This window comes from Rhodococcus sp. KBW08, assembly GCF_003852455.1.
Taxonomy (GTDB): Bacteria; Actinomycetota; Actinomycetes; order Mycobacteriales; family Mycobacteriaceae; genus Rhodococcus_F; species Rhodococcus_F baikonurensis.
The window spans coordinates 181208-205320 of record NZ_QAJJ01000017.1; the positions used below are offsets into that span (position 1 = coordinate 181208).

The 24113-nt window shown below is 62.3% G+C and carries 19 protein-coding genes; 7 read left to right on the forward strand and 12 right to left on the reverse strand.

All coding sequences use genetic code 11. The features are described 5' to 3' along the window. Nucleotides 1-14: 14 nt before the first annotated feature. A complete protein-coding gene (gene fepB, locus DBV08_RS21515) occupies nt 15-1010 on the reverse strand; it encodes a Fe2+-enterobactin ABC transporter substrate-binding protein (protein ID WP_185564800.1) in 996 nt (331 codons plus the stop codon). A 66-nt stretch (nt 1011-1076) separates the two neighbouring features. Here fepB and fes point away from each other — a divergent pair, with 66 nt between their 5' ends. Beyond that, nucleotides 1077-2312: an enterochelin esterase gene (gene fes / locus DBV08_RS21520; RefSeq protein ID WP_124568780.1), complete on the forward strand. Its 1236-nt coding sequence runs from the start codon at nt 1077-1079 to the stop codon at nt 2310-2312. A gap of 13 nt (nt 2313-2325) precedes the next feature. Here fes and DBV08_RS21525 read toward each other — a convergent pair whose 3' ends face one another. The 5 genes from DBV08_RS21525 to DBV08_RS21545 all read right to left on the reverse strand — a co-directional run bounded on the left by DBV08_RS21525 (nt 2326) and on the right by DBV08_RS21545 (nt 7597). Then, nucleotides 2326-3714: a DUF1254 domain-containing protein gene (locus DBV08_RS21525; RefSeq protein ID WP_124568781.1), complete on the reverse strand. Its 1389-nt coding sequence runs from the start codon at nt 3712-3714 to the stop codon at nt 2326-2328. A 55-nt stretch (nt 3715-3769) separates the two neighbouring features. Further along, nucleotides 3770-4183: an HIT family protein gene (locus tag DBV08_RS21530; protein ID WP_124568782.1), complete on the reverse strand. Its 414-nt coding sequence runs from the start codon at nt 4181-4183 to the stop codon at nt 3770-3772. A 66-nt stretch (nt 4184-4249) separates the two neighbouring features. After that, nucleotides 4250-5671 (reverse strand): adenylosuccinate lyase, encoded by a 1422-nt coding sequence (gene purB / locus DBV08_RS21535; RefSeq protein ID WP_095971426.1) that lies wholly within the window; start codon nt 5669-5671, stop codon nt 4250-4252. A 92-nt stretch (nt 5672-5763) separates the two neighbouring features. Continuing rightward, entirely contained in the window at nt 5764-6372 is a 609-nt protein-coding gene (locus DBV08_RS21540; protein WP_166811564.1) for a TetR/AcrR family transcriptional regulator, read from the reverse strand. Nucleotides 6373-6436: 64 nt separating this feature from the next. After that, a complete protein-coding gene (locus tag DBV08_RS21545) occupies nt 6437-7597 on the reverse strand; it encodes a pyridoxal phosphate-dependent aminotransferase (RefSeq protein WP_124568784.1) in 1161 nt (386 codons plus the stop codon). Nucleotides 7598-7759: 162 nt separating this feature from the next. Here DBV08_RS21545 and DBV08_RS21550 point away from each other — a divergent pair, with 162 nt between their 5' ends. From DBV08_RS21550 to DBV08_RS21565, 4 genes are all read left to right on the forward strand, one after another. After that, complete coding sequence (locus DBV08_RS21550) at nt 7760-9370, forward strand: ABC transporter substrate-binding protein (protein WP_124568785.1); 1611 nt, start codon at nt 7760-7762, stop codon at nt 9368-9370. Nucleotides 9371-9424: 54 nt separating this feature from the next. After that, nucleotides 9425-12793, forward strand: a complete 3369-nt coding sequence (locus DBV08_RS21555) for a serine hydrolase (protein ID WP_124568786.1) — start codon at nt 9425-9427, stop codon at nt 12791-12793. A gap of 20 nt (nt 12794-12813) precedes the next feature. Continuing rightward, the gene (locus tag DBV08_RS21560; RefSeq protein ID WP_124568787.1) at nt 12814-14211 is read left to right on the forward strand and encodes a serine hydrolase; all 1398 of its coding nucleotides are present in this window, start codon (nt 12814-12816) and stop codon (nt 14209-14211) included. A 121-nt stretch (nt 14212-14332) separates the two neighbouring features. Then, nucleotides 14333-15721 carry a cell wall metabolism sensor histidine kinase WalK gene (locus DBV08_RS21565; RefSeq protein WP_124568788.1) on the forward strand — a complete coding sequence of 463 codons (1389 nt, stop codon included), beginning with the start codon at nt 14333-14335 and terminating at the stop codon, nt 15719-15721. Nucleotides 15722-15724: 3 nt separating this feature from the next. On the opposite strand, the gene DBV08_RS21570 is transcribed toward DBV08_RS21565, so the two are convergent. Continuing rightward, on the reverse strand, nt 15725-16399 hold the full coding sequence (locus DBV08_RS21570) for a response regulator transcription factor (RefSeq protein WP_185564803.1): 675 nt from the start codon (nt 16397-16399) through the stop codon (nt 15725-15727). A gap of 117 nt (nt 16400-16516) precedes the next feature. Here DBV08_RS21570 and DBV08_RS21575 point away from each other — a divergent pair, with 117 nt between their 5' ends. Beyond that, nucleotides 16517-17350 (forward strand): phosphatase PAP2 family protein, encoded by an 834-nt coding sequence (locus DBV08_RS21575; protein ID WP_260395693.1) that lies wholly within the window; start codon nt 16517-16519, stop codon nt 17348-17350. On the opposite strand, the gene DBV08_RS21580 is transcribed toward DBV08_RS21575, so the two are convergent. Continuing rightward, entirely contained in the window at nt 17286-18368 is a 1083-nt protein-coding gene (locus tag DBV08_RS21580; protein ID WP_240952510.1) for an ABC transporter substrate-binding protein, read from the reverse strand. The genes DBV08_RS21575 and DBV08_RS21580 overlap by 65 nt on opposite strands. 99 nt (nt 18369-18467) lie before the next feature. Between DBV08_RS21580 and DBV08_RS21585 the strand changes: the two genes are divergently transcribed. Continuing rightward, nucleotides 18468-18923, forward strand: a complete 456-nt coding sequence (locus tag DBV08_RS21585; RefSeq protein WP_095971432.1) for a MarR family winged helix-turn-helix transcriptional regulator — start codon at nt 18468-18470, stop codon at nt 18921-18923. Between the two features lie 6 nt (nt 18924-18929). Here DBV08_RS21585 and DBV08_RS21590 read toward each other — a convergent pair whose 3' ends face one another. From DBV08_RS21590 to purD, 4 genes are all read right to left on the reverse strand, one after another. Then, nucleotides 18930-19892 (reverse strand): ABC transporter substrate-binding protein, encoded by a 963-nt coding sequence (locus tag DBV08_RS21590; RefSeq protein ID WP_124568790.1) that lies wholly within the window; start codon nt 19890-19892, stop codon nt 18930-18932. Between the two features lie 191 nt (nt 19893-20083). Further along, nucleotides 20084-20917, reverse strand: coding sequence for an AraC family transcriptional regulator (locus tag DBV08_RS21595; protein ID WP_124568791.1), 834 nt, complete (start codon nt 20915-20917; stop codon nt 20084-20086). Between the two features lie 110 nt (nt 20918-21027). Next, the gene (locus DBV08_RS21600; protein ID WP_200318017.1) at nt 21028-22596 is read right to left on the reverse strand and encodes a GMC oxidoreductase; all 1569 of its coding nucleotides are present in this window, start codon (nt 22594-22596) and stop codon (nt 21028-21030) included. 242 nt (nt 22597-22838) lie between these two features. Next, nucleotides 22839-24095 (reverse strand): phosphoribosylamine--glycine ligase, encoded by a 1257-nt coding sequence (gene purD, locus DBV08_RS21605; protein WP_124568792.1) that lies wholly within the window; start codon nt 24093-24095, stop codon nt 22839-22841. Between the last annotated feature and the right edge of the window lie 18 nt (nt 24096-24113).

A 24113-nucleotide genomic window follows, 5' to 3' on the forward strand; every position in this document is an offset into this window, starting at 1 on the left:
CTAGTACTTATGGATCAGCTGAACTGTTCGACCAACCGGTTCACCATATTGGTGGCGCTGTAGTAGTCGAGACGGAAGGTGTCCAGCCCCACGGCGTAGACGTGGTGATCACGAATTGCCGGATGCTGGGCCAACAGGGGAAGTGCCTCGACCGCCTTCACCGCACCGTCGTCGGCGCTGACCAAGATCAGGGTGTTGCCCGCGATACCGTCGTAGAGGTTCTCGGCCGAGACCTGAATGATGTCCTTACGCTTGCCCATGGACTCACTGCTCTTCGCGGACTCGGGAATGTCGGCGACAGTGAAACCCATCGCCGTGAGCAACTTCGCCTGCCCGGACTCGTGCGTCCAGATATTGGCACCGCTGCCGTCCTCGTAGTAGACCAGCGCGGTGGTCGGCTGCGGTGGAAGCGTGATCTCGGCTTTGGCAGCCTCTACTGCGTTGTCGAATTTCGCGACCGTAGCCGCGGCGTTGTCTTCGAGACCTGTCGCCTTACCCAGAACAGAGGCAACTTCCTGCCAACTGCTTCCGCCGTAGTCCACCACGATCGTCGGAGCGATGGCCGTGAACTGCTCGTACAGGTCGACGACGGAGTCGCCGCCTGTCGCCGAGACGACGATCAGATCCGGGTTCTGAGCCAGAACGGATTCTGCGTTCGCGCCGCCCATCGGCAACACGGCAAGTCCGCGTTCTCGCGCGATGTCGCCCCACTGTGTGAACAATCCCTGCGCATCGGACACATCGGTGTTCGGTCCTGTCGATGCGGTAGCCACCACCGGAGCGTCGATCGACAACAGTGTGCCCGTCAGCGTCACACTGGTCGAGACGATTCTCTCCGGCTTCGACGTGATCTCCACCGGCCCTTTCGGCGTTTCCACGGTGCGCGGCCAATTACCCTGCGATACCGCTGAGTCAGCATCGGAATCGGCATCCGCAGAACTACATCCGGCGAGGGCGAACCCTACGACCAAGACTGCGGAGAGCACCTTCAGGGTGCGTGATTTTTTCATTGTGACGCCCACTGGCGGACCACTCCTCGAATTCAAAAGCCCATCAAATTAGGTTAGGCTGTGCTCATGCTAACCCAGCCGGCGACTGATCTGTCCGCTTCCCTCGCGGCCTCGCCCGACATCGACACGTTCTGGAACCGGATAGTGCGACAGGGCACGCCGATCATCGAAAGTGTTGATCCACAGACAGTTCGGGTCACATTCCTCTGGCGGCAGCCCGAAGAGATGGAGGTCGAGCGCGTCTACCTGGATGCAAACTCGCTGACCGACCACCACGCGGAACAGCTCAGCGTGATGCGCAGGATCGGCGAGAGTCCGGTGTGGTTCTACGCCACCGAAGTCTCGAACACCTGGCGTAGCAGTTACAGCTTCATCCCGGTACCGAAGTCCGTAGTCGACGAACTCGACTATCCCGGAGCAGGCAAGGAAGACACGACTCGCCGCACCCGATGGCTGGGGTTGCTCGAACACCGAATCGCCGACCCGCTCAATCCGCTCTCCGCGGGCGTGGACACAAGACGCTCCGTCGCCGAGATGCCCTCGGCGCCGGTCCAGTTCGGCTGGGATGCTCCGGTTTTCAGAAAGTCGGTGCAGCTCGCTTGGGACAGTTCGGCTCTAGGCATCGAACGACCGGTGTGGATCTACGAGACCGTGGACGACGGGCTGACACCGCTCGAAGAACGCCCACTCGTGATTCTTCTCGACGGGCGCCACTGGGCCGAGGTCATGCCCGCGGGTGCCGCTTTCGATCGTGCAGTCCAGACCGGCAAACTGAAATCCTGCGTTCTGCTGGCGATCGACTCCGTTGACAATCAACGTCGTTCGAAGGAATTGCCGTGCAACCGCGAATACTGGAGTGCAGTCGTCAACGAACTGCTTCCGCAGGTACGCGCCGTCGCACCCTTTTCATCTGATCGAACGCGAACCGTCGTCTCGGGGCAGAGCTTCGGCGGTCTGTCCTCGATGTTCGCAGCACTCGAATTTCCCGAACACTTCGCTCTGGTCGCCAGTGGGTCCGGATCATTCTGGTGGCCAACGGGTTTGAAGCGCGGCGAGGACGGCCCGGCGGGTGGAGACATAGCCGCACGCATCGAGCGCGACGGCGTGCCGGACGGTTTACGCGTTGTCCTCGAAGTAGGTAAGCACGAGTCCGACATGGTCGGGCACAGCGCAGCGGTCGCCCAGGCGTTGGAGGCCGCCGGAGCCCAAGTGTCGTATCGGATCTTCGACGGCGGCCACGACTGGTTGTGCTGGCGCAGTGCCCTTCTGGACTCCGTTGTCGAACTGATCGGCAGTCCGTGAGACGGACAACGCTCTAGGCCGGCTCGATGTCACCAAGCTTCCATGTCCGGTCGAAATAGGGCTCGAGAGGTCCGTAGAAGCGGAAGTACGAGAACCAGTGCCGGCCCGGAATGGTCTGAACCCAATTGGATTCCTTCCCTTCCGGGGCAGTAGGACCGTAGTAGAGATCCACTGAACCATCTTCGTTGACAACAAGATCGGGATCTCGCGAACCACGGTCGCCTCTGCCCTGCTCGTTGTCGATCAGGCACCGGGTGTCGATCGAGTAGACCGTCGCGGACCAGAAGAGCTTTGCCGGGACATCGGCGGGCACGTGGAGTGTGTAACTCTTTCCTCCGTCCAACCAGTGGCCGTCGGTATCGGAGTAACTACCCAAATACGCCTGGCCGAGCCCCGGCGTCGTACTCTTCATCGCCTCCGAGAAACTGACTGCCTCGTAGAACCACGACGCGCGTTCGTAGAACTCGTCGTAGTTGTCCGCCCGCTGAGCAGAGTTGTCCAGAACAATCGCCAAGTCCCACTGACGATCGGGCCAGTAGCGCGAACCGGGGAACCGCTTGACGAATGCATTCGCTTGCGCGAACACCTCCCCCACCTCGACGGCCCGCTGCAAGATCTTCCGCAAGCGATCGTCCGGGGCAAACGGTTTGCCCTTCTCTATCCCCAACTGCCGAAGCCACGCCATCGGGAAGCGGTCGCGCTCTTCGACGGGTTCGTCCTGCACGATGTCGTGTAGGAGCTCCCAGTAGCGAAGACCTCGCGGCTGAATTCCGCTCCAGGGCTTGCCGTCCGGTGAGACGAGCCGAGTGGGAGTCGGATTCGCGCGATCGGCGTAGGGGTAGACGCGCACTGCCTCGACCAACGCACTCGAACGCGCCGGGTCGGGATCGAGCGTGCGGAAGCCGAACATGATGTGCATCATCGGGGAGTGGACGACGGTGTATTCACCTGTGTCTTCAGCACTCTGGCCTGGGCCGACCACCACTGTCTTGCCACCCTTGCCGGCGTCGGGGCCCATCTCACCGAGCACTGCGACTTCCCGTTGCCAGAAATCCGCGATACCCCCGGCTGTCGGACCCGGCGGCAGTTCGATCACCAACGGCCCCGATACACCGAGATCGAAGAAGTTCAAGATGTACGGCGTCGTCGCGTTGGCGGTGATCAGCCCCAGTCGGTCGCGATACGATCGATAGACGACGATATCCGACGCGGTTGCTCCGAAGATGTTGGTATGCACGTCCATCCACTGCGCCCAGGAGACGATGGGGATGGCCCACAGGTACGCCTGGACCGCAGTCTGGAAGTCGAACTCGTCGAACACCGTTGCGATGTTCTCGCGAGCGGGAAGCTCTGCGTCCCTGGGGACCACTCCGGAGGAATACGTCAGTTCGATGTCGGCCATACCCAGATGGTGCTGAAAGAAACCTCGGCGCGAATCACCCGCACCGGGTGAACCTCTAGTTCAGCGCGCCGCGAATGACAGCAGCCGTGCTGTCGAGTATTGCCCGATTGGGTGTGCGAGGAAGCGCGCGCAGACCGAACCCGTCGCCGCGATTGCGCGGAATGACGTGCAGATGAACGTGGAAGACTTCCTGCCCCGCAACAGCTCCGTCGGAGAGATGCAGGTTGACCCCGTCGATGGGGAGGGGGCCGGTACGCATCGCTGCGGCAATCTTCTGCGCGACGGCAAAGATCCTGGCGCCGTCGTCGGGGTCGAGCGTGGACAATCCACTGGCGTGGCGCTTCGGCACGACCAGGAGATGGCCGGAGGTGAACGGCCGAATATCCATGAAGGCAAGAACATTCGCGTCGTCGTAGACGACACTGGCCTCGGCCTCACCAGCGATGATGGAACAGAAGATGCAGTTCATGCTCTTCGACCCGGTGCGCCTTTTCGGTAGTGACGGCCACCGAAAAGGCGCACGGGGGCGTAGCCCTTACAGAATCGGCGACGGCGCGTACGCCGCAGCTTCGGGATTGGCGTCGACAAGTTTCTGCACCTCGGCGACAACGGCATCGACCTGAGCCGAAGCGGCGCCGACAAAAGCGGCCTTGTCGGCAAGAGCCTCGTCGAGTGCAGCGCGGTCGAGCGGCAAACGGTCGTCGGCGGCGAGGCGATCGAGCAGATCGGGCTCCTTACCCTCTTCACGCATCGCCAGTGCAACTGCGACGGCGTTCTCCTTGATCGCCTCGTGTGCGGTCTCTCGTCCGACGCCCGCGCGGACGGCAGCCATGAGGACTCGCGTCGTCGCGAGGAACGGCAGGTACCGCGTCAGTTCCTTCTCGATCACGGCCGGGTACGCACCCATCTCGATCAGCACGGTCAGGAAGGTCTCGAACATGCCGTCGATCGCGAAGAACGCGTCCGGCAGCGCGACACGGCGCACGACGGAGCAGAAGACGTCGCCCTCGTTCCACTGTGCACCCGCAAGCTCGGCTGCCATGGAGCCGTAGCCGCGCAGGATCACCTGAAGACCGTTGACGCGCTCGCACGAGCGGGTGTTCATCTTGTGCGGCATCGCCGAGCTGCCGACCTGACCGGGCTGGAAGCCTTCGGTGACCAGCTCGTGGCCGGCCATCAAGCGGATCGTGTGTGCGAACGACGACGGGCCGGCGCCGACCTGGACGAGCGCCGAGATGACATCGTGATCGAGGGAACGCGGGTACACCTGGCCGACGCTGGTCAGTACGTGAGCGAATCCGAGGTGCTCCGCGACCTTCGCTTCGAGCTGCTCGAGCTTGGCCGCATCGCCGTCGAGAAGGTCGAGCATGTCCTGAGCGGTACCCATCGGACCCTTGATCCCGCGCAGCGGGTAGCGGTCGATGAGCTGGCGCAGACGCGTCAGTGCAACGAGAAGCTCGTCGGCCGCGGAAGCGAAACGCTTACCCAAGGTGGTGGCCTGAGCTGCGACGTTGTGCGAGCGGCCGGCCATCACGATGGACGAGTACTCGGCAGCGCGCTCACCCAGGCGGGCGGCGACGGCGATGCCGTGGTTGTAGACGTGCTCGAGCGAACGCACGATCTGCAACTGCTCGACGTTCTCGGTGAGGTCGCGGCTGGTCATACCCTTGTGGACCTGTTCGTGTCCGGCGAGTGCGTTGAATTCCTCGATGCGTGCCTTCACGTCATGACGGGTGACCCGCTCGCGGTCCGCGATGGACTCCAAGTCGACGTTGTCGATGACGCGCTCGTAGTCGGCGATCGCGTCGGCCGGAATGTCGATGCCCAGCTCTGCCTGCGCACGCAACACCGCCACCCACAATTGGCGCTCGAGCACGATCTTGTACTCGGGAGACCACAGAGCAACAAGCTCCGGGCTGGCGTAACGGTTGGCAAGGACATTCGGGATGCGGCTCACGAGGCCTCAGTCTAACGGTGGCCGAGCAGTGCTGTTACCCCCGAGCTGGAGCAGCTGTCTACCCCCGAGCTGGAGCAGCTGTCACCCCCCAGCTAGACGACCGGCGGCGCCATCACGTCGATCGATTCCAACAGCATTCCACGGGCCAACCCCCGCGGGTCCGGGTCGTACTCCCCCAGCGCCGTGATCATCGCGCCGTCGACCATCGCGACGAGACGACGCAGTTGCCCCTCGGGAGCCGACCGGCCCGAGCGCCGGAGCGCATCGGTCAACAATTCGTCGAGCTGGGCACGAAGGCGCAGCTGCACGTCACGAAGTGCGGGATGACGGGCACACGCCACAAATCGTTCGTAGCGCGAGATCAATCGTTCGCGACTCTCCGGCCGCTTCTCTTCGTCGCCGAGCAGCAACTCGACCAATAGTTCGACCGTCGATTCCGCGCCCCGCCGACGTTGGGTCACCGCAGCCACTCTGGCGCGCATCGCTTCCATGTCGGCGTTGCCGTTGAGCTCGACAGCACACGCGATCAGATCGTCGAGTGAATCGAAGTAATAGGTCGTCGACGCCAGCGGAAGATCGGCTCTGGTGGCTACGGCGCGGTGACGAACGGCGTCGAACCCACCCTCCAGCAAAAGTTCAGCAGCGGACGCCACCAGAGCCTGGCGACGTCGTTCACCCTTGGGCGTAGCTGCGGAAGACACCACGACATCGTGCCAGCATGGGGCACCTCCGCATGGCGAAACAGCTCGAAGACCCTGCTGTTTGTTACCCGAGCCACTTCTCGAGGCGGATCAGTGCCTCCTGGATGTCGGCAGTTGCGCCTGCAAACGAGAGTCTGACCATCCGGTTTCCGTGGACGGTGTCGAAATCGATTCCCGGCGCCAGCGCGACCCCGGTATCTGTCAGCAACCGGGCACACCACGCGGTGGCGCCCTCGTCGCCGCACAGATGGCCGATGTCCGCGTAGACGTAGAACGCACCGTCGGCCGGGGCCAACTCGGTGATGCCAAGTTTCGGCAGGCCGGTCAACAGCAGTTCACGATTGACGGCGTACCGCTGAACGTGCCCGTCCAACTCGATCTTCGCCTCGTCCGAGAACGCCTCGATCGCGGCGTACTGCGAGATCGCGGGCGGGCACACCGTCATGTTCGACGCGAGTCTCTGAAGCGGGCGTCGCAGATACGTCGGCACCAACATCCACCCGAGCCGCCAACCGGTCATCGAGAAGTACTTGGACACCGAGCCGATCACAACAGATTCGCGTGAGGTCTCCCAGGCACTCGACGTGTGCTGATCGCCGTATCCGATGCCGTGGTAGATCTCGTCCGAGATCAGAAGAGTTCCGTGCTCGTCGCACCACGCCGCCAAGGCGGCCAACTCGTCGGGCGAGATCACCGTGCCCGTCGGATTTGCGGGGCTGGCGACGATCAGACCGGCAGGCGGAGACGGCAAAGCCTCCAGCATGTCCACGGTCGGCTGGTACCGGGTTGCCGGCCCGCAGTCGAGTTCGACGACGTTGCAGCCGAGAGCGGCAAGGGTATTGCGGTACGCGGGATAGCCGGGCCGAGCAACCACAACGGTGTCCCCCTCGTCGAACGCGGCGAGGAAGAGCAAGGTGAACGCCCCGGACGAACCGGTCGTCACCACCACGTCTTCGGCGTCGACCGCAATCCCCGATCGCTCGCTGTGGTAGCGCGCAATAGCTTCGCGTAGCGGCAGGATCCCGAAAGTTTCGGTGTATCCGAGTAGTTCGGTGCCCAGAATCTCTCGCGTCGCACGTAGCACCGGTGCCGGCGCGGGAGTCGACGGTTGACCGGCAGCCAACGTCAGAACGTCGCCGTGTGTCCGCTGACGTTCGGTCGCGGCCTTCCATACATCCATGACATGGAAGGTCTGAATATCTGATCGACGAGATTCTGCGCGCACACCCCGACGGTAGCCGAACTGTGGTTCCGCATAAAACGACGACTGCCGATAGTGACGATCCGACAGATTCAGGCGCTCAGTGTGAGTCGATCGAACGAGACCTGGGCCACGTCTCTCGCGCAACATTGATCAACGACTTCCTTCGATCAAAAGGTGCATCAGATGAAAGTTCGCTCAGTGCCCACCGCGGCTCTGGTCACGATCGGCGTGCTCACCGTTGCCTCGTGCGGAAGTTCGTCTGATCCTGGAGGGGAGTCCTCCGGCGATTACGCCAAGGACGGCAGTTTCACGACGATCGTGAACACCGACCCCGGCAACCTTCATCCTCTGATCACCAACTTGACTGCCACGCAGGCAATCAACAGCTATACCAACGACTCGCTGTTGGCCATCGACCCCAAAACCCGTGCAGCGGGCTCGTATCTGGCCGAAAAATGGAGTGAGAACGGAACTTCGCTGAACTTCACCCTCAAAAAGGGGATCACGTGTGAAGACGGCACGACGTTCACTGCCCAAACAGCGGCGAACAACATCAACTGGGTCGTCGACAAGACGAACGGCTCGCCGTGGCTGGGAGCGTCGGTACCCGAAACTGCGGTAGCAACCGCTGACGGCGACGAGCTCACGATCAAGACAGCGGAACCTGCGCCCTTCCTGCTCGAGCGCATCGGTGCTCTCAAACTGGCATGCCAGGCAGCACTCGACGACCCCGCCAGTGTTCGCAGCAGCAGCAACGGAACCGGCCTGTTCAAGGTCACCGAGGTAGTGGCCAACGATCACGTCACGCTCGAGCGCCGCGACGGATACAACTGGGGACCGAACGGCGAAACCACGTCGGACACCCTCGGAGTGCCCCAGACCGTCACGATCAAGATCGTGACGGACGCGGCGACGACGGCGAACCTGGTCCTCACCGGAACGGTGAACGCAGCACCGGTGGCCGGTGCGGATATCGAACGTGTGGAAGCGTCCGGCCTGGAATCGATGACGTCGAACACCTTGAGCGGGCAGTTCATCTTCAACCACAATGCTGCTCTTCCCACCAAGGACGAAGCGGTGCGCAGCGCGCTCGTGCAGGCAATCGATCTCGACGACTACACGGACATCAACACCGGTGGCAAGGGTTCGCGCGCTACGGCATTGGCCGTTGTCGATCCGCGAGCATGTGATTACGACAGTGTCACCGGCGTAGTTCCGAAGTTCGACATGACCGCGGCGAAGAAGACCCTCGCCGACGCCGGCTGGAAGCCCGGGTCCGACGGCGTTCTGACCAAGGACGGTCAACCGCTGCAGTTGACCGTCATCTTTGCCAACTACCGCGATACCACCTCTGCAGCAGCAGAATACGCGATGAAGCAGTGGCAGGAACTCGGCGCGAAGGTAGAACTTCGTGGTGGTGACAACAACTTCATCATCTCCAACACGTTCGCGGCAAAGGACCTCACGTCCTGGTCGATCTCGATCGGTCTCACCGTTCAGAGTGACACTCCCAGCATCTTCGTTCCGTACTTCTCCGGCCCGGTCCCGCCTGCGGGAGTCAACTTCGCATCGATCGACAATCCCGAGTACACCGAACTGGCTGCGAAGGCCTCGGTTCTGCCCGGCCAGGAATCCTGCTCGGTATGGAAGGAAGCGGAACAGGCGCTGTTCACCTCTTCTGACGTCGTTCCGGTGTCCACGTCGCCGAACTTCATGTTCTTCAACGGTGCGACGTCCCTGTACGCGCCGATTGGTGGCACCCTGGCGGGTCCAGGCATCCGAGTTCTGAAATAAGCCGGAAGACAAAGCTTTACGTCTGCATCTATTTCTCCGATTCGAAGGATCTACATGACTGACCGTCCTTTTGCTCTCGACGACCTCCACCGTGTGGTCACGCCCACCGAAACCGCACTCTCTCCCGACGGCACCGTGGTCGTCTTCGTTCGCTCGGAAATTGTTGCCGGAAAGGCAACTACATCGCTCTGGGCGATCTCCCGCGATTCCCAGGCTCGCCGTCTCACTACGGGGCCCGCCGATTCTGCCCCTCGGTTCTCTCCGGACGGAACCTCGATCGCTTTCCTCCGTAAGGTCGGCGACTCCGCGCAGCTGCACCTGATCCCACTCGCCGGCGGCGAGGCCGAAACACTCACCACAGCAGCATCACTCCCCCTCGGCGCCGGAGCAGCGGCCTGGAGCCCGGACGGCAAAGCCATTGCATTCGCCGCCGTGGTCTCACGTTCGGACTCCACCGATCCGAATGCACCCATCGTCACCGACCGGCTCGGATACAAGGTGGACGGCGCCGGTTGGCTCGGCACCTTCCGGCGCCACCTGCACACCGTCGATCTGGAGACGAAGGCGGTTCGGCGGCTCACCGACGGTGATTGGAATGCAGACGTACCGTCCTGGTCACCCGACGGCACGGCGCTTGCCTTCACCGCCAATCTCGAACCGGACAGCGATCTGAACCTCACCTTCAGCGCTTACCGCGTCCTCGTCGACGATCTGTCGGTTCCGCCGCAGCAACTCGGTCACGCCACCGGAGTGCAGGGTTCAACACTGTGGCACCCGAACGGAGATTCGGTTGTCGCCATCGGCACCCCCGAGGTCCGTGTCGGAACTGCAGACCTGATCCGTCTGTCCGTCCCCGGCCCTACCGAAACACCGGTCGACGTCACTCTCACCGCTCATCTCGATCGAAACGTGATGCCCGGTGCGCCTGGTTACCCCGGTGGCACACCGGCACTGTCGAATACTCGCAACGAGATCGTGTTCTGCCTCCGCGATCGCGGATGGACGCATCTGTATGCAGCCGACATCGAAACCGGTACATCCCGCTCCCTCGTCGCCAATCCCAACGAGGTCGTCTCGGCGCTCTCCGTTGCCCGTGACGCCCGCGTCGCCTCCGTCATCATCACCACACAGCAGTCCTTCGGCGAGGTCGCTCTCGTCGATCTCGACAGCGGCGATGTCACCACGCTGACAGAATTCACCGCAGAAGCGCTCCCCGAGGTGACCCTGTTTGCCGCCGAGGAACGCGAATTCGCCATCTCCGACGGCCGTACCGTGCATGGTTGGTTGCTGTCCGCTCCCGAAACCAGTGGCGCCGCACCCCTTCTGCTCGACATTCACGGCGGACCGCACAACGCGTGGACCGGCGTTGCCGATACCTATCACCCCGCCCACCAGGTTCTCGCCGCGCAGGGTTGGCGCATCCTCACCCTCAATCCACGTGGATCGGACGGGTACGGTGCAGACTTCATGTACGCCGTCAACGGCGCCTGGGGTACCTCGGACCAAGCCGACTTCCTCGAGCCGATCGACGCGCTCGTCGCCGAGGGACTTGTCGACGGGGACCGACTGGCGATCACCGGGTACAGCTACGGCGGATACAGCACGTGTCACCTGACGTCGGCAACAGATCGTTTTGCCGCCGCGGTTGCCGGCGGCCTGATCTGCGATTTCAACGCCATGGCCGGGGTCTGCGATTTCGGTCCGCACCTCGCATCGCTCGCGACCGGCACCACTGTTCCCGAGAACTCCGCGGGGCTCCTGGCCGCCTCACCGCTTGCCGCCGTGAAGAACGTGGTGACCCCGACGCTGATCCTGCACGGAAAGTCGGACGAGCGGTGCCCGCTGGGCCAGGCCGAGGCCTGGTTCGCCGCACTGCGCCAGCAGCATGTACCCACCCGACTGGTGGCGTATCCCGGTGCAAGCCACGGGTTCCTCGTCAACGGCTCGATCTCGCACCGAATCGACTACAGCACACGGCTCATCGAGTGGGTCAAGCGATACACCTCCGCGAAGCTGCCCAAGACCGGCCTGGCCAACGCCTCTGCCGGAGCCGATGCCTGGAAGCGTTCACTGGACGTACTGTGTGAGCGTTACGGCGTCACCGGTGCTCAATTCGGTATTCTCACACTCGATTCCAGCGGCAAGGAAATCACCCGTACGACGGTGGCTTCCGGCGTGATCAATGCAGACACCGGGGTCGAGGTCTCCACCGACTCCCTGTTCCAGATCGGATCCATCACCAAGGTGTGGACCGCAATGCTGGTCATGCAACTGGTCGACGAAGGTTTGCTCGACCTCGACGCAACCGTCCGGTCGATCCTGCCCGATTTCGCACTGCAGGACGAGGAAACAGCTGCCCGCATCACGGTTCGGGCACTTCTGAACCATCGCAACGGAATCGACGGTGACCTGTTCATCGACAAGGGGCGCGGAGACGACGTCGTCGAACGCTACGTCGAGGGCCTGCGCGACTTCCGCCAGGTTCATCCACTCGAGGACGGCTTCGCGTACTCGAACTCCGCGTACGTCCTGGCAGCTCGTATCGTCGAGGTTCTTCGCGGCGGCATCTGGGACGACATCCTCAAGGAGCGGATCATCGACCCGCTCGGTCTCGAGCACACACTCACGTTGACCGGAGATGCTCCGAGATACTCTGTGGCCGCTGGTCATACGGGGAACTCCGTCGTGATGCCCGTCTGGCCGATCACGCGCTCGATGGGGCCGGCCGGCTGCATCACCGCCAGCATCGGAGACCTGCTCACGTTCGCCGAACTCGGTCTTCTCGAAGGTCGGAGCGTCGACGGCGTACGAATCGTGTCGGAGAAATCAGCCGCCGCGATGCGTACACCCGAAATCGACATCAGCGATCTGTTCCCGGACAAGTCGGGTTGGGGCTTGGGCTGGTTCCATGAAACCTGGTCGGGCGAAGAGATTTTCGGCCACGACGGCAGCACCATAGGGCAGCATGCGTATCTGCGCATCTTCCCCCGCCACAATGTCGCGATCGCGCTGCTGACCAGCGGCGGGAAGGCCGACGGCCTCTATCGTGATCTCTTCACCGAAGCCGCAGCCGCATTGGTCGGACTCGAACCTCCGCAAGCCCTCGCCCCGAACCCCGCGAGTGTGGAGTCGATTCCGGATTCGGTTCTGGGCAAGTACAGCTCGGGCGGAATAGCAATCGAGTTCCGCCGTGGAGAGTCCGCTGACGAAGCCGTGATCACCGTCATCGGTGACGTCATCCCGAATCCCGAGGAAGACGAAACAGCTCCGAAGAAGCCTGCAACGGTAGCCACTCTCGTGCCGTCCCAGATTCCGGGGACCTGGACCACCCGTCAACCCGGGGCCGCCGGTTGGACGACGGTACGGCCGCACCGCGACGGCGTGTACGTCGGATTCCGCTTCCTACCCCGGGTCAACGCGTGACGACGACCGATACACATACGATGACGGAAACACAGAACGCCGAAACACCGAACGCCAGCGAACTCGAGGAATCAAAGATGCAAGAACAGCTTCAGGAACTCGTCGATCAGTGGAGGGTCGAGGCGAACATCCCCGGCGTCTCGGTCGGAATTGTGCATGGCGACAAGGACATCGTCGTCACCAGCGGCATCGAGAGCATCGAAACCCAGCTCCCGGTCACCGACAAGACGATGTTCATGATCGGTTCCACCACAAAGGTTTTTGCTGCAACTGCCGCGATGGCACTGGTCGAGGACGGCCTTCTCGATCTCGACACCCCGCTGATCGAGTACGTCCCCGAACTGACCCTCGCCGACGACGAAGCCACCCGCACCGTCACGATGCGTCACCTCCTGACGCACACCGGCGGATTCACCGGCGACGCCAGCCTCTCGGCCGGTTGGGGCGAAGACGCCCTGGGCCGGTCGATTTCACGGCTGAAAGAACTGCGACAGGAATTTCCCGTCGGAGAAGTCTTCTCCTACAGCAACTCCGGGTTCGTTCTCGCCGGATACGTCGTGGCCAAGATCAGCGGACTGACCTTCGAAGAGTTGGTCAAGCAGCGCGTTCTGGACCCACTCGACATGAAGAACTCGGCGTTCCTGCCCTGGGACGTGATGACTCACCGGTTTGCACTCGGCCACTACATCCGCGACGGTGAGCCGTTCGTGTCCAACGAGACGGGGCTTGACCGCGGCATGACGCCCTGCGGCGGAATGTGGTCCTCGGTGCGCGATCAGCTCGTCTGGGCACGCTACGCACTCTCGGGCGAACACCCCGGTGAGGGACAGCCGCTCGACGAGTCCACCCGGTTGCTGATGCAGAAGCCGCAACGTCCCGCAGCGATGATGTTCGAGGAGGTCGGCATCGGCTGGCTGCTGACTCGATACGGAACCACCCAGGTAGTGCGGCACGGCGGAAACGTCAGCAACCTCCAGGTCTCCGAGTTCCTGACGGTGCCCGAGAAGAACTTCGCCGTCACCGTGCTCACCAACGCACTCGGCGGCGGAATCGGCAAGAAGATCGTCGACTGGTGCATGGCCAACCTCGCAGAACTGCCCGCTCCGGCATCTCTCGACGTGGTCGAACCCGCTCCGTCGGCCGTCGACGCCGTCCTGGGCAAGTACCAGGCCGGCAACCTGACGATGACCGTCGCCCCCGGCGACGAGGGAATCGGCGTCCGCATGGGCAGTGCGCAGGACCTCGGCGAATACGAGGACATCGTCTGGCCGCCGGCGATCCCGATCGCCTTCCTCAACGACCTCGACTTCGCTTCGCGCGCCGACACCACGCGGACGTTGGGGCGCTTCGTCACCGACGACACCGGACGCGCCGTGATGCTCGAATTCGGCGGCCGAACCGCCAAGCGAGTGGCTTGATCCTCTAGACGGGTGACGCGGTCCGATCACGAGGCCGCGTCACCCGTCCTTGTATATGCACAGCCTTTGCATGTACACAGCCTTTGCATTTACACAGCCGCGAAGGTACAGACTGGACGCCATGAACGTCATCGGCGAGTCGATTCTGCACCCGTCCCGGTGGAGCGTGCGTGCCCGGACAACCGTGGCATCGACGCTCGTGATCGCCTTCTGCCTGGTGATCGCCGGGCTTGCACTGGTTTTCGTACTGGCGAACTCCCTCCATCTGTCCGCACTGAACAGCTCCGAAGCTCGCGCCACGCAGTTGATCCAGCAACTCAGCGGAAAGAGCCCAGCCGATCTCGACCCGTCACTCCTGTCCACCGACAGTCAGGTCGGAATCGTTCAGATCGTCGACGCCGATCATCGAATAGCGGCCCAGTCTCCCGGAACCGAGAGCGGCCTGCTGTCGGAACAGCTTCTCGGCCCCGACGAGTCGGACGCCTACGGGAGGGTCAAGAAGTCCGACGACGAAGACTACTGGCTGATCGGACGCGGCGCGCAGACGCCGACCGGACCGGTCACCGTGTTCGTCGGCGCCGACCGCGAACCCGTTGAAACCGTGGTGACCACTGTTGCCGTTCTGCTGGCCATAGCCGGGCCCCTGGTTCTGGGACTTGCCGCGTTCGCCACGTACCGCCTGGTGGGTTCGGCTCTCGCTCCCGTGGAACGCATCCGCGCTCGGGTTGCCTCGATTTCGAGTGGGCGCCAGGGTGAACGAGTTCCCGTTCCGTCTGGGAACGACGAGATAGCCCGGCTGGCAACAACAATGAACGACATGCTCGCGCGCCTCGACGAGGGTGCACTTGCTCAACAACGATTTGTCAGCGACGCCTCACACGAATTGCGCAGTCCGCTGTCCACGATCACGACGGCTCTGGAACTGGCACACCGACGCCCGGATCTCCTCGACGACGCGTTGATCGAAGACGCACTACTCCCCGAGGCGCGCCGGATGCGGCAATTGATCGAGGATCTTTTGATTCTCGCGCGCTCGGACGAAAGCGAACTCGAATCCGCCGGTACCGTCGTGGACGTGGACCTCGACGACATTCTGTTCGCCGAGCAGAAGCGGATCGACGGTATCTCGGAGATCGCGGTCACCGCCCGTGTTGCTCCGGTTCGCGTCTCCGGGGACCCGAGAGCGTTGGCGCGTATGGTGCGCAACCTGGTCGACAATGCAGTGCGGCACGCCGAGACCATGGTGCATCTCGAATGCTCCGAAGACGGCCACGACGCCCAGATCGTGATCGAGGACGACGGGCCCGGAATCCCTGCAGCAGAACGCGAACGAATCTTCGGACGCTTCGTCCGCCTCGACCAGCCGCGGTCGAGGCAGGGAGGTGGCTCCGGACTCGGACTCTCCATCGCGTCGGAAATTGTTGCGGCGCAACACGGAACCATCACTGTCGGCGAGAGTGCCGGCGGCGGGAGTCGATTCGAGGTGACGATTCCGCTACCGACCGACTGAAGATCAGGCACTGCCGACAAAGCGGTACCCGACGCCTCGAATGGTTTCGATGCTGCGGGTTCCGAACGGGAGGTCGACCTTCTTCCGTAGGTATCCGATGTAGACCTCGACGATGTTCTCGTCACCTTCGTAGTTGGTGTCCCAGACGGAGCGAACGATCTCGCTCTTGGTGACCACCACTCCGTTGTTGCGCATGAGGAACTCGAGAACGCTGTACTCGCGTGGCGTCAGCGTCAACTCGATTCCCGCTCTGATCACTTGATGTTTCGCGGGGTCGAGGGACAGGTCTCCCACAGTGAGTATCGATGGACGCTGGGGAGCGCCGCGCCGGACCAGTGCGCGGAGCCTCGCTAGGAGTACGACAAACGAGAAGGGTTTGACCAGGTAATCGTCGGCACCGAGGTCGAAAGCATCAGCGAGGTCGTATTCGCCGTCCTTCGCCGAGAGCATGAGGATCGGCGTCCAGACCTCCCGGGCGCGTAGGTCCCGCACGATGTCGTATCCGTGTTTGCCCGGCAACATGATGTCGAGAACGATCACGTCGAATTCGTCGCTGCAGGCAGTCGCGAAGCCGTCGTCCCCGTTGAGTTCCACTGCGGTCACGAATCCCTCGGCTACCAATCCCCGCCGGATCGTCTCGGCCAGGCGCACTTCGTCTTCGACTACCAGTACTCGCACCACCGGCCCCGTTTCGTCGACACGCAGTTGTTCGGATGCACCCAGTAGAGCAGACGGTAGGCCCCTGACCGAGTTCCGTTCAGCATTTCTTCAGCTTCGGATCGTCACACTGCATGCATGCCAGCAACTGTGTCGACCGTGCGAAACGTGGTCACCGAAGTCTTGACCGAGAGCACCACTGCAGAAATTGCGGTTGCCACAATCGTGGTTGCCGCCGCGCTGTTCGCCTTCGGTTCGATCTACCGGGCGTCCAGCGTTCGGTCAACAGCGCTCCGCGCCTGCGGACTCGTGCTCGCACTCGTGACGCTCTCGATCCAGGTGTATCGAAACGGATGGTTGACGAGCTTCGACGAACCGCTGACCAACTGGATGGTCGATCATCGGAGCGGCACCCTGGACCAGATCGCAGTCGCAGTCACAGATCTCGGCAGCCCGGTAGCCACCGCGCTGCTCGGGATCACGTGCGGAGTGCTCATCTCGTGGCGAGCGCGTTCGGTAGTTCCAGGCTTGATCGTGATCGGAACCGTCGGCGGTGCAGCAGTCGCCTGCACAGTCGTCAAAGCACTGGTCGGCCGCGAACGTCCGCCGACCAGTATCCAAGTACTTCTCGAGACCGGCCACTCGTTCCCGTCCGGTCACGTGACCGGCACAGCAGCGCTTTTCGGCATTGCGGTTCTCGTTGTGAGCGTCGACCGAACGCCGGCCGTCAAACGCCTTCTGATGCTTCTCGCCGTGACGGTCACCGTTGTCGTCGCGCTCACTCGCCTCTACTTGGGAGCTCACTGGCTCACCGACGTCGTTGCCGGAGCCGTTCTCGCTACGCTTGCGGTCACTGTGGGAGGAGCAGTCTTCCGGTTCGTCGGCACGCACAAACAAGCCGAATCAACTACTGCTGCAGCGTGCTCTGCAGAACCTTCAGTACTTCACGAGCCGCAGTCGGCCCGGTATTGAGGTAGAAGACGTCGTCGTCGACAGCAACGGCATGATTGGCGGCCACCCCACGTAACTGCGCCCACAACGGCGCGTTGGTCAATGTCGCCGGGTCCCCGCCCTGCACCCCGTAGAAGATCCAATCAGCATCCGCCACGTTCAGCTCTTCCTCACTGATGTCTCTCGAAGTGTCGTCGAATTGCTGCGACTCCGGACGCGCCAGACCGGCATCCTGGGCGATACTTCCGGTGAATGAAGGAATACCGAAGATGCGCAGGCGATTTCCGTTCTGTCGGGTGAACGACACCGTGGGCGGCGATGACAGGGAAGCACCGAGCGCCGCCGCGTCGGCGTTGAACGTATCCAGTAGCGCCGTCGCCTGTTGCGTCTTTCCGACTCCGTCGGCTACCAGCAGGAAGTCCTGCTTCCAGTAGACACCGGTCCCCTGCGTTGCCACCGTGGGTGCGATAGCCGAAAGCTGGTCGTAGAGCGAATCAGCGTCCTTTCCTGCAACATTCATCAAGATCAGGTCAGGATCGAGCGTGACGATCGCTTCGAAATTCGGAGTGAAGCGACCACCAGCGTCAACGACATCACCTAGCTGAGTACGGAATTCCGGGTAGGCAGCCGACAAATACGGCGGAACCAGGTCCGCACCGTCACCACGCGTCGAACCTGCGGGCACGACACCGAGCGACAGCAGTGCGTCGGCCTGTCCGGTCGAGATCACCACCACCTTCTGCGGCTGCGATTCGATCGTGGTGTCTCCTTTGAAGTGAGAGACGGTGCGAGGAAACTCGCCGTCCGACTTTCCGCTCCCCATTCCGGCCGGGACTGCTCGCGGAGCGACGAACGCAGAGCCCGTCGGCGCCGACGCACTGGTCCCCGTATCTGTGGTCGAAGCGTCCTCGCTCGAGCAGCCACTGAGAGTTGCCGCCAATGCCAGCGCGCCGATCAGCATTGCACTGCGTGACTTCTTTCGAAAATTCATGATCGTGTCCCGTACGTCGTGAAGCATGACAGCTTTTTCTTCCGCCATGGTTAGGTGACCCTATCCTTCGAAGAACTGTAAACTATATCTGTGTCAGATACAGTTTCAGGGCGTGGATCACACGAGATCGATCACTACTCTGATCGCGTGCCCACTGCAGAAGAAACGTCGAGATCACTCATCGCTGCAGCATTCGAATTACGTCGAGCGCTGCGCGAATACATGGATGCGTCGGGCACCGACGCGACTTTGCCGGAGGCACAATCCGAAGTACTTCACGATGTAGCACGTCATCCGGGCACTCGGATCGGGGCTGTGGCCGATCGACTCTCCCGGCGCCCGAACACCATCAGCACACTGGTGCGCACCCTCTCCGACAAGGACCTGATCGAGCGGCGACCCGACCCCACGGACGGCCGAGTGAGCACACTTTTCGTGAAGGACGAGCGAAGCGCGCGTCGAGACCGTCGGTCCGAACTTCGCATCGGCGTCCTGGCCCAAGAACTGACAGGTCTCGACGAGGGTGACCTCGACACACTGACCGCTGCCATCGGCATCCTCGACCGAGTCAATCGATCATTGAGAGTTCATGCGCCGCGGTAATGCTGCTCAGGTGACGTTCCCGCTCTTCTCGTAGACGTCGGCAAAACGCTTCATCTGCTCCGTGATGCCCGTCAGGCTGTACCCCGTACGCAGTTCCACCGACGCGATCTGGCCCGAAACCACGGCCGGAAGCCTCGTGAACGTCGGCGAATCGAGTTCCGGCGCATCCGACCACGTCGGCGGAATCAGAACGAGATCGGCCGGAAAGATGCCTGGCTCTTCCCAACTCGCCGACGCCCAGAAACCGTCCTCGCTGTCGAGCTTGACGAATTCGACGCCCATCGTTTCGAGAATACTTCCGAGTGGAGTCCATCCCGGCACGGCGTAGTCCAGGCTCGATTCCAACGGAATCACGTATGCAACAGAGATATTCGTCCGCGCCGCAGCCAATTCGCGCACCCGATCGCCGAGCGCATTCAGCTCTTCCCGTTTCGCCGCGTAGACCGGCGAGGTGTCGGTGCCGCCGATGCCCTGGACCAACGAACTGAAGCTGTCCAGCGCCGCTTGCGCCCCATCGGTGATCTTGACACCTGCAATGGGAGCAACCTCTTCGACGCGAGCGATGTCGTCACCCCAGATGCTGCCGAAGTTGCCACCGTTGTACGAACTCCAGATGTCGATGACAAGATCCGGGTCCACGGCCAGGAGTTTCTCGGCGCTGATGTCCGTGTCAGTCTCGCTGACATGGGAAATTCCGCTGAAGTCGAATGCATTCAACGTTGATTCGTCCAGCCTGGAGAAGCCGATGATGCCGACCGGAACGACGCCGTATTCGAGCAGCACCGGCGCGGTGTCCGCCGTCGCCACGATGCGTTCGGGGATCTTGTCGAGCGAAATCTGCTGACCACGCGCATCGACGTACGTCCACGCTTCACTGTCGTACGTCCACGCTTCACCGTCGCCCGTCGTGTCGGTCGTCGAGGTGCCACACGCAGCCAGCACCGTCGAAAGTGCCACTGCCACAGCCATGAAGATGGCCCTGCTACCGCGTTTCGAACGCGGCGCAACAAAATCGATCACTTCTGCCCCATGCTGTCGAGCGGGTTTCGGGAGAACTCCGAACCCGGAAAGTAAAGTAAGCCTCGCCTACATGAGTAACGGTAGAGCGGATCAGGAGTTGACGCAATCGCGGAGTTTTGTCAGAGAATGTCGAAATCGGATCAACGATCCGCGTTCTTTCGAAAAACCATCGGCGTGATACCGGTGGACTGTTTGAAGGCGGCGACGAAACTGCTGGGCGTCGAGTATCCGATGCGTTCTGCCACGTCGGCGACCGCAGCCCCTTGGCCGAGCAGGGACATCGCCACGTTCATCCGAAGCAGCACTCGCCACTGGCCGAAACTGACTCCGGTGTCCACCTTGAATCGACGAGCCAAAGTGCTGGTGCTGACACCGATCTCGTTCGCCCAGTCTTCGAAACTGCGCGGGTCCTCCGGTCGAGCCAACAGGTCGCGCGCAATCCGGCCGACCGGGCCCGCATCGGGGATCTTCATCGCCCCGCGCGCGTCGCCGGGAACAACAAGGTCGAAGAACACTCGCTCGGCGCGGCCCCTCGCATCGTCCGACATCTCGCGAGCACTCAGATGCAGAAACAGTTCATACAGGAGTGGCGTGCCATGTACCGCAACCGGATGATCGCCGAGCGAAGGCCCTTGTCCGACAGCACAATACACGGTCAAGAATTGCGCACCCGCGGCAACGCGCACCGAGTGTCGAAGCAGTGCCGGTATCCACAGCCCGCGCCCCGGGAGCAACGTCCACATCTGAGCGCCTGAGCGCACAACCACAATGCCGGAACGAGGGAACAATATCTCGTTCGATCGGTGTGAGTGGGTTTCCCACGTCACCGGTTGATCAGCACTCGACGCACCACCCCACAGAACCAAATCTTCAGGCTCGTCGTCCAATTCGTGTTCGGATACCACCAACTCGTCGTTCGACGGCACTCCCCACCGGAGCCAATCACCGTCGATCTCGGACTTTGTCCGCCTCACGTCTACATCCCTGGGTCGAGCGTCGCCTGTCCACGTGACTCTAACCCCTGGACATACCGAACAGGTGCGGCAGAAACCGATCCCACCGCACCTGTCAGCGAGTTACCCCGCTAGTTCATGTCGTTCGCGATGATGTTCTCGATATTCCGTTCGGCAAGCGCGGTGATGGTGACAAACGGATTGACGCCGACATTGCCCGGAACGAGGGATCCGTCCATGACATACAGTCCCGGGTACTCCGGCAGACGACCGTAGCCGTCGGTCGCCTTGCCCAGCACACAACCGCCGAGGGGGTGGTACGTCAACTGGTCGCCCCACGTCTGCGTCGGCCCGAAGAGGTCGGTCCGGTAGATCGTGCCTTCCTTCTTGTTGATCTTGTCGAAGAGCTTCTTCGCCATGTCGATCGACGGCTGGTTTTGCGAGCGTTGCCAATTCAATCCGACTTTGCCGGTTGCCGAGTTGAATTGGAATTGAGCGCGTTGCGGATTCTTTGCAATCGCCAAGTACAGACTCACCCACAGTTCGGTACCCGCCGGGAAGGGCGCGATTTCCGCGAAGACGGGAGCGGATGTGTCGGCCCAGTTGTCGATGCCCATCACGGGGATCGCCGACTGCTTCGCGCCGGTCGCGTCCCACATGTGATTGGCGCGGCCCACCATCACGTTACCGTTGTGACCCCACTCCTGCCCCACAGCACCCGGCAAATTCGCCAGTTGCCCTTGCGCTTTCATCGAGACCAGGAGCTTGCTGGTACCGATACTGCCCGCCGCGAAGAAGACCTTGTCGGCTGTCACCGTCTTGGTGCCGACGGTGTTGCCCTGCTCGTTGATCTGATTCATCACCACTTGATAGCCACCGCCGGTCGCGGCCGGCGCAACCGAGGTCACGACGTGCAGCGCCGAGATCGTGAGCTTGCCGGTGGCGGATGCCGCAGCGAGGTACGTCTTGTCCAGCGACTTCTTTCCCGCGTTGTTGCCGTAGATGACCTCACTCACCAGGGCAGACTTGGTGACCTGACCAGCAGCTTCCTGCTTCATGTAGTTGAAGTCGTACACATTCGGCACGAACGTTGTTGTGTAACCGGATCTCTCAGCGGTCTTTCGCCCGGTCCGTGCGAACTTGTAGTACTCGGTCGACTCGAACCAAGCCGGGTCGATGTTATTGACTCCGAGCGCAGCGTTGGCCCGCGGGAAGTACGTCGAGTACATCTCGTTGGAATCGACTCCGGGCAGGATCTCTTCGAAATAGTTGCGCTTGGGTGTGACGGCCATGCCGCCGTTCACCAACGATCCGCCGCCGACCCCTCGACCTTGGTAGACCTTGATCCCGCCGAAGTCCTCGGCGTCGAGAACACCGACGTAGCGACTGATGTTCTTGTCCACCGAGCCGCCGGAAAAGTGTGAAACCGGTTGAACTGTACGGTCTCTGAGCCAGAAGGAACGACCGTCAGGTGAGAGCATCGGGCAGAAGACCTTGCCGTCGGACCCTGGCGTGGTCCACGACTTCCCCATTTCGACCATGTGTGTGTCGATTCCGGCCTGCGTCAACCGAAGAGCCGCAACGGCCCCGCCGTATCCGCTGCCGATCACGAGCGCGGGGACACGGTCTCCGTCGTTCAATGCTCGCCTGGGCGCCGCGGCCGCCGTGGTCCACGAGGACGAGAGCGCGGCGGCCCCCACAGCTAATCCTGTTGCTGCCAAGAAGTTTCTACGCGAGAGCGTGGAATTGGTACGTGCGTGCCGTTCGTTGGATCCAGCGCGAATGCTCAAGTGTGCCCTTCTCTTTCCGTGACCCCCGCGCTGAGATATACCGGGAGAAACCGAACGAGAAGTCCATACTCGTGGGTAACTTGAAGGAACCGTTGATTTTCCACGAAAAGGGCCGATGAACAGAAAGTTCACCGGCCCTCCGAAAGAACGAGTCAGGGAAGAGAGATGCGACCTTCGACGGCGCCGAGTCCGATGTCCTTGCGGAAATGACCGCCGGGAAGCTTGACGTCGGCGATCTTTGCGTAGGCGTCGTCGCGAGCCTCGGTCAGATCCTTACCCACTCCGACAACACTCAGCACACGTCCACCGGCCGAGACGACGGCTCCGTCTTCACGCTTCTTGGTACCGGCGTGCAGGACTCCGTCGGCGTCGGCTCCGGTGATCACGTCGCCGGTGCGCGGAGTCGCCGGGTAGTTCTCGGCAGCAATCACGACCGTGACAGCGGAACCGTCGCGCCACTGCAACGGACCGACCGAATCGAGTGTTCCGGTCGATGCCGCATTGAGTAGACCGCCCAGCGGCGTTTCGAGGAGAGCAAGCACGGCCTGCGTTTCGGGGTCACCGAACCGGCAGTTGAATTCGACCACGGCCGGGCCGTCGACTCCGATCGCCAGACCCGCATAGAGAAGACCGGAGAAGCTGCTACCGCGTGCCACCAACTCGGCGGCGACAGGCTTGACGACCTCGTCGACAATCTGCGTGACCATCTCGTCGGGCAGCCACGGCAAGGGGGTGTACGCGCCCATGCCGCCGGTGTTGGGTCCGGAGTCTCCGTCGCCGACGCGCTTGTGGTCCTGAGCCGGAAGCAGCGGGATCACGGTTTCGCCGTCGACGAGGCAGAAGAGCGAAACTTCCGGCCCGTCGAGGAAGGATTCGAGGAGAACCGGATGTCCGGTCTCGAGCAGTTCCGCGGCATGATCGCGTGCCGCGAGACGATCCGTCGTGACGACAACGCCCTTGCCCGCGGCAAGTCCGTCGTCCTTGACCACCCAGTTCGGCCCGAAGCGGTCGAGCGCTTCGTCGAGCTTGGCCGGATTGTCGACGATCTCGCTATGCGCGGTCTTGACGCCGGCAACAGCCATCACATCCTTGGCGAAAGCCTTGGAGCCCTCGATGCGGGCGGCGTCGGCCGACGGCCCGAAGCAGGCGATACCTGCTGCACGCACCGCGTCGGCGACACCGAGGACCAGCGGAACCTCGGGCCCGATGACGACGAGGTCGGCGTCGACCTTCTGGGCCAGCGCGGTAACCGCGTCACCCGAAGCGACGTCGACGGGGTGCTGCTCGGCGATTTTTGCGATCCCGGCATTGCCAGGCGCGCAGATCAGGGCCGTGACACCTGGATCGCGAGCAAGAGAGAGAAGGAGGGCATGTTCACGGGCTCCGGAGCCGATTACTAGTACGCGCACGGGGAACAGACTACGGCC

Excerpts from the sequence above, each read along its gene's own strand:
- fepB (WP_185564800.1), bottom strand. The coding sequence starts at position 1,010 with ATGAAAAAATCACGCACCCTGAAGGTGCTCTCCGCAGTCTTGGTCGTA.
- fes (WP_124568780.1), top strand. The coding sequence starts at position 1,077 with ATGCTAACCCAGCCGGCGACTGATCTGTCCGCTTCCCTCGCGGCCTCG.
- DBV08_RS21525 (WP_124568781.1), bottom strand. The coding sequence starts at position 3,714 with ATGGCCGACATCGAACTGACGTATTCCTCCGGAGTGGTCCCCAGGGAC.
- DBV08_RS21530 (WP_124568782.1), bottom strand. The coding sequence starts at position 4,183 with ATGAACTGCATCTTCTGTTCCATCATCGCTGGTGAGGCCGAGGCCAGT.
- DBV08_RS21550 (WP_124568785.1), top strand. The coding sequence starts at position 7,760 with ATGAAAGTTCGCTCAGTGCCCACCGCGGCTCTGGTCACGATCGGCGTG.
- DBV08_RS21555 (WP_124568786.1), top strand. The coding sequence starts at position 9,425 with ATGACTGACCGTCCTTTTGCTCTCGACGACCTCCACCGTGTGGTCACG.
- DBV08_RS21560 (WP_124568787.1), top strand. The coding sequence starts at position 12,814 with ATGACGGAAACACAGAACGCCGAAACACCGAACGCCAGCGAACTCGAG.
- DBV08_RS21565 (WP_124568788.1), top strand. The coding sequence starts at position 14,333 with ATGAACGTCATCGGCGAGTCGATTCTGCACCCGTCCCGGTGGAGCGTG.
- DBV08_RS21575 (WP_260395693.1), top strand. The coding sequence starts at position 16,517 with ATGCCAGCAACTGTGTCGACCGTGCGAAACGTGGTCACCGAAGTCTTG.
- DBV08_RS21580 (WP_240952510.1), bottom strand. The coding sequence starts at position 18,368 with ATGGCGGAAGAAAAAGCTGTCATGCTTCACGACGTACGGGACACGATC.
- DBV08_RS21590 (WP_124568790.1), bottom strand. The coding sequence starts at position 19,892 with ATGGCTGTGGCAGTGGCACTTTCGACGGTGCTGGCTGCGTGTGGCACC.